The organism is Actinoallomurus acaciae, assembly GCF_042429965.1.
Taxonomy (GTDB): domain Bacteria; phylum Actinomycetota; class Actinomycetes; order Streptosporangiales; family Streptosporangiaceae; genus Actinoallomurus; species Actinoallomurus acaciae.
In genome coordinates this window covers 1-5,444 of sequence record NZ_JBHLZP010000530.1, presented here as the reverse complement: position 1 = coordinate 5,444, position 5,444 = coordinate 1, and the positions used below count along the sequence as shown (strand labels likewise).

Annotated in this window: 6 protein-coding genes; 3 read left to right on the top strand and 3 right to left on the bottom strand. The window is 69.8% G+C overall.

Annotation, left to right across the window (positions count from 1 at the left end; all coding sequences use genetic code 11):
* From ACFFNX_RS40925 to ACFFNX_RS40915, 3 genes are all read left to right on the top strand, one after another.
* Nucleotides 1-258 (top strand): WYL domain-containing protein (locus tag ACFFNX_RS40925; RefSeq protein ID WP_446678550.1); only part of this gene is annotated, 258 nt, incomplete at its 5' end.
* A 72-nt stretch (nt 259-330) separates the two neighbouring features.
* Nucleotides 331-780, top strand: a complete 450-nt coding sequence (locus ACFFNX_RS40920; protein WP_378211565.1) for a DUF4190 domain-containing protein — start codon at nt 331-333, stop codon at nt 778-780.
* An 86-nt stretch (nt 781-866) separates the two neighbouring features.
* Nucleotides 867-2,519, top strand: coding sequence for a DNA repair helicase XPB (locus ACFFNX_RS40915; protein ID WP_378211564.1), 1,653 nt, complete (start codon nt 867-869; stop codon nt 2,517-2,519).
* A gap of 599 nt (nt 2,520-3,118) precedes the next feature.
* Here the strand turns inward: ACFFNX_RS40915 and ACFFNX_RS40910 are convergent.
* From ACFFNX_RS40910 to ACFFNX_RS40900, 3 genes are all read right to left on the bottom strand, one after another.
* On the bottom strand, nt 3,119-3,421 hold the full coding sequence (locus tag ACFFNX_RS40910) for a hypothetical protein (RefSeq protein ID WP_378211562.1): 303 nt from the start codon (nt 3,419-3,421) through the stop codon (nt 3,119-3,121).
* Nucleotides 3,422-4,324: 903 nt separating this feature from the next.
* Nucleotides 4,325-4,756: a hypothetical protein gene (locus ACFFNX_RS40905; protein ID WP_378211560.1), complete on the bottom strand. Its 432-nt coding sequence runs from the start codon at nt 4,754-4,756 to the stop codon at nt 4,325-4,327.
* Nucleotides 4,749-5,444: SigE family RNA polymerase sigma factor (locus tag ACFFNX_RS40900; protein ID WP_378211559.1), on the bottom strand; the 696-nt coding region annotated here is incomplete at its 5' end. The genes ACFFNX_RS40900 and ACFFNX_RS40905, both read right to left, overlap by 8 nt.

Sequence of the window (5,444 nt, the reverse complement as noted above, 5' to 3'; positions counted from 1 at the left end):
CGCATCGCGGCCCCGAACGGCTCGCCGCCCCGCTCCCCGGCGGCGGCGATGGTCCAGCGCCTGCGCGAGGCGACCGACCGCGGCGGGCGCGTGTGGATCGGCTACCTCGACCAGCAGGGCCAGGCGTCCAGCCGCATCATCGAACCCGCGCGCATCGAGGGCGGTTTCCTCACCGCGTACGACGCGACCCGCGCCGCCGTGCACCGGTTCGCGCTGCACCGCATCACCGGGGTCGCCGACGTGGACGGCGCCGGCTGACCGCTCCAAAATGTTGAAACCGGACGCCGTTGTCGCGCGTCCTATCACGGGGCCGACATCCAGGAGAGTCACATGACGTGGCAGGACCCGCAGGGTCAGCCGGGCTGGCGCGACGCGTACGGGCAGTACGGGCAGTACGGCCAGGGGCAGGACCCGTACGGGCAGCAGTCCTACGGGCAGGATCCATACGGGCAGAATCCGTACGGCCAGGGCGCGTACGACCCGTACGGATACGGCCCGTACGGTCCCGCCGCCGTCCAGCGGAGCGGCGGCTCGGCCATCGCCGCGCTGGTGGTCAACATCATCGAGGGCTTCCTCTGCTGCGGCGGCCTGCTGTGGATCCCCGGCGTGATCATGGCAGCGATCGCGATGAGCAAGAAGGACTCCGACCCGGAGGCCTCCCGTAAGCTGACCATCGCCGCGTGGGTCTGCGCCGCCGTCGACGTCCTCCTCTGCATCGCCCTCTTCATCGCCCTCTATGCGATCGGTGAGTTCTCGAACAACTCCAGCACCAGTCCCTGACCCGGGTGGCCGACAATCCGCGCGGGAAGCAGCGAGGGGGCTCAGGCTGTTGGAGACTGTGACCCCCGGCTCCCGAAAGGCTTCCCGTGACCGACGGCCCGCTCATCGTCCAGTCCGACAAGACACTGCTGCTCGAGGTCGACCACGACGCGGCGGCCGAGTGCCGTAAGGCGATCGCCCCGTTCGCCGAGCTCGAACGCGCGCCCGAGCACGTCCACACCTACCGGATCACGCCTCTGGCGCTGTGGAACGCGCGGGCGGCCGGCCACGACGCCGAGCAGGTGATCGACGCGCTGATCAGCTTCGCGCGCTACCCGGTCCCGCACGCCCTTCTCGTGGACATCGCCGACACGATGGGCCGGTACGGCCGGCTCCGACTGGAGAAGCACCCGACGTACGGGCTGGTCCTCGCCTCCTCCGACCGCGCGGTGCTGGAAGAGGTGCTGCGCGCCAAGAAGCTCCAGTCGATGTTCGGCCCGCGGGTCGACGACGACAGCGTGGCGGTGCACCCGAGCGAGCGCGGGACGCTCAAGCAGGCACTGCTGAAGCTCGGCTGGCCGGCCGAGGACCTCGCCGGTTACGTCGACGGCGAGGCGCACCCGATCTCCCTGGTCGAGGACGGCTGGGCGCTGCGCGGCTACCAGCAGGAGGCGGCCGACTCGTTCTGGCACGGCGGCTCGGGGGTGGTCGTCCTGCCCTGTGGCGCCGGAAAGACGATCGTCGGCGCGGCCGCGATGGCGCACGTGTCGGCGACCACGCTGATCCTCGTCACCAACACCGTCTCGGCGCACCAGTGGAAGCAGGAGCTGCTGCGCCGCACCTCGCTGACCGAGGAGGAGATCGGCGAGTACACCGGCACCAAGAAGCAGATCCGTCCCGTCACCATCGCGACGTACCAGGTCATGACGACCCGGCGGAAGGGCGTCTACACGCACCTGGAGCTGTTCGACGCCCGCGACTGGGGCCTGGTCCTGTACGACGAGGTCCACCTGCTGCCGGCGCCGATCTTCCGGATGACCGCCGACCTGCAGACCCGCCGCCGGCTGGGCCTGACCGCCACGCTCGTACGCGAGGACGGCCGCGAGGGTGACGTGTTCTCCCTCATCGGGCCCAAGCGGTACGACGCTCCGTGGAAGGAGATGGAGGCGCAGGGCTGGATCGCCCCGGCGGACTGTGTCGAGGTGCGCGTGACCCTGACCGATTCCGAGCGGCTCGCGTACGCCACGGCCGAGCAGGAGGACCGCTACCGGTTCTGCGCGACGACGCCGACCAAGTCGGCGGTGGTGCAGGCCCTCGTCGAACGCCACCGCGGCGAACAGACCCTGGTCATCGGCCAGTACATCGACCAGCTCGACGAGCTCGGCGAACGCCTGGACGCCCCGGTGATCAAGGGTGAGACGAAGGTCAAGGAGCGCGAACGGCTGTTCGACGCCTTCCGGTCCGGCGAGATCTCGGTGCTGATCGTCTCCAAGGTGGCCAACTTCTCCATCGACCTGCCCGAGGCCGCCGTCGCCGTCCAGGTGTCGGGGACGTTCGGGTCACGCCAGGAGGAGGCCCAGCGTCTCGGCCGCGTGCTGCGCCCGAAGTCATCCGGCAAGGGCGCGCGCTTCTACTCCGTGGTCGCCCGCGACACCCTCGACCAGGACTACGCCGCCCACCGGCAGCGCTTCCTCGCCGAGCAGGGCTACGCCTACCGCATCGTCGACGCCGACGCCGTCCTCGCCGACGAGGAGATCTAAGAGCGTGTTCGAGTCGAAGCGTGGCCTGGTGTCGCTTGTCATCGGCCTGCACATCGCTTGGTGAGTCGGCGCAGTCCGTCCGTTGCTCGTCCCGGCGCCGCCCCTCGTCGTCCTGCTGCACGGCGCTCCGTTTTTCTCGTTCATCTGGCGTGACGTCGCTCGTGCCTTGGCCGTGAGTCGTTCGGTGTACGTCTTCGGCCCGCCCCGACGTCGTCGCGCTCGTGAACCGTGGTGTCCCTTAGCGATGCCTGGCCTTGGTCGAGGCGGTGTCGTCATCTGCCGTGGGGCGGCGAGTTCTTCGCGCTGGTGGGCGAACACCCCGAGGTCTTCCGGCGGCTGCCAGAACCGCTGCACCGGGTGCTGCTGCGCGAGTACGTCGCCACGGCCGGTTCCCCCGGCTTGCGCCCTGGATGCCCTGACCGCCCCGTGGCTCGGCGCGGCCGGTCAGGCCGCGTTCTGTCGCCCGCTCACCCAGCGCCGCGCCGACCAGTCCTCCACCGACCGCATCCAGGACGGTTATGGCACCATCGACCTCCCCGTCCTGGCGTGCTGGGGCGACGACGGCACCTGGGTCCTCATCCCCGGCGCCGAGCTTCGTGTCATCGACGCGGTGGGCGGTGATCCAGGCCAGCGTGCGCTCGACCGCCCACCGGCGCGGCGGGACGCTGAAGCCCCTTTTTGGCCGACTGAGAATCGATGATCCCCGCGCTCGGCTCGGACGTCCGGTCATCGATCAGCCGCACCTGCCGGCGAAGCGCATCGAGAAGCCGCAGCGTGACGCGCTGTTCCTCCCATCGGGCGAGGTACCAGTACACCGTTTGCCACGGCGGGAAATCCGCCGGCTCCACCAGCTCCCATTCGGCATCGGTCAGCTCCGAGGGATAACACGGCACTCGAGACATCCACCGACCATCACCACGCCAACCGGCCAAGATCACCCAGACATGCCGACACCACCCAAGACCGGCTTATCAAACACACCCTAAGTGGAGACACTCGCCCGCTAAAGGGCATTTTCCGGCGGGCCATTGCGATGACTTACTCGATGCTGACACAATGCTGCATTCTCCATCACTTGTGCGGGCAATTCACCTAGTGCCATTCAATTGGTCGGTACGAGGCCCCGGCCGCGACGCACCGCCCTTCCAGCGTCGAAGTTCGTCTTCTTCGCCTTTACCGCAGGCGAAACAGACCACGCCAAAGCCCTCACCTCTTGCCGATCGGCCGACGCCTTCCCCGTACAGAAGAAAAGCCGACCACCATCAGAGCGACAATGCCGGCGAGCGGAGCTTTGCCCGCGCATGATCACCTGTTGTTCGGCCCTAGGCCGTGTTTCAGAGGCCTGCTCGTAGCCATATGTCGATCCTGGCGATAGAACGCGGCCTGACCGGCCGCGCCGAACCACGGGACGGTCAGGCCGCCGGCACGCCCGGGGGAAACCGGCCGAGGCGACATACTCACGCGGCAACACCCGGTACAGCGGTCCCGGCAGCCGCCGCAAACCCTCGGGGTGTTCACCCACCAGCGCGAAGAACTCGCTGCCCCACGGCAGGTGACGACACCGCCTCGACCAAGGCCAAGCGCCGATCAGATCGGTGAAGACTCCGGCCAGGCCGAAGACGCGCACCGAACGACTCACGGCCAGACCGCGGGCGACGTCACGCCAGATGAACGAGGAGAACGGAGCGCCGTACAGCAGGACGACGAGGGGCGGCGCCGCGACGAGCAACGGACAGACCGCGCCGACTCACCAAGGGATGTGCAGGTCGATGACAAGCGACAACCAGTCGAGACAGGCCCTGGGCTCAGCGCGGGGACGCCGACGGTACGGGGGGCCTGGCCGAGTTCGGCGGTGACGGGCTCACCGACAGTCCGGTCGGTCGCGCGGACGGTGTCCGGTTCGATGGTCCTCGCATCGATGGCGACACCGTTCTGGTCGGCGTCGGCGTCGGCCGTGGCGTGGTGTCGGCGTTGGGCATCTTCGGCGGAGCCGACCCGGCCGGTGCGATCGGCGGCGCGACCGGTGCCGGGCTCCGGTCCGGCCACAGCAGCCACCCCGTCAGCACGGCCAGCACCACCGCTGCCGCCGCGACCGCGAGCGGCCCCCATCTCACCGGGAACGCCCGTGCCGGACGCGCGGCGCCGCGGTAGCGGTCGATCAGTGCGGCGTCCGGTTCGATGTCCTCGGCGGCGCGCCGGTAATGCTCGGTGAGCAGGTCCTCGAGGTCGTCACGCATGCCGCGAGCCCTCCTCTGCCAGTTCGCGCCTCAGCGCGGCCATCGCCCGCGCCGTGTGGCTCTTGACCGTTCCCCGTGAGACGCCGAGGGCCTCGGCGATCTCCTGTTCGTTCAACCCGCACCAGTAGCGCAGCACCATCACGGCCCGCTGCTTGACGGGCAGCCGGACGAGGACGTCGTCGAGCGGCGCTCCTCCGTCGTCGTACGCCCGCCGCGCGTCCGCGAGCCGGTCCACGTCCTCCGCTCCGCCCACCGGAACGTCGAACCGTCTCTTGCGGCGCTTGCGGTCGTCGATGGCGAGGTTCACCAGCACGGTCCGCGCGTACGCCTCCGGTCGGCCTCCGCGCCGGACCCGCGTCCAGCGGCGGGCGACCCGTTCATACGTCGTCTGCAGGAGGTCCTCGGCCAGATGACGGTCATAGACCAGGAAGACCGCGGTGCGCAGCAGACGGCCCGCGGAGGCGGCCACGAACTCGTCGAAGGTGAGCTCGCCGCCGTCGCCTCCGCGGGCGTCCTCATCGTTCAGGCTCGACAGCGTGCCACCTAGCCCAGGCCGGGATGCGTCGGTACGGCGCACGGGGTCGGCATCGGCCGCGGCGTCGCCGGCCGGGCGGATCGGGTCGGCGAGGGCACCGGTGCGCACGGCCGGGAAGAGGGCGGCCGGCCGCCGGGAACGCTCGGTACGGGC

Coding starts and splice junctions, on each gene's coding strand:
- ACFFNX_RS40905 (WP_378211560.1), bottom strand. CDS start 4,756: ATGCGTGACGACCTCGAGGACCTGCTCACCGAGCATTACCGGCGCGCC.
- ACFFNX_RS40910 (WP_378211562.1), bottom strand. CDS start 3,421: ATGTCTCGAGTGCCGTGTTATCCCTCGGAGCTGACCGATGCCGAATGG.
- ACFFNX_RS40920 (WP_378211565.1), top strand. CDS start 331: ATGACGTGGCAGGACCCGCAGGGTCAGCCGGGCTGGCGCGACGCGTAC.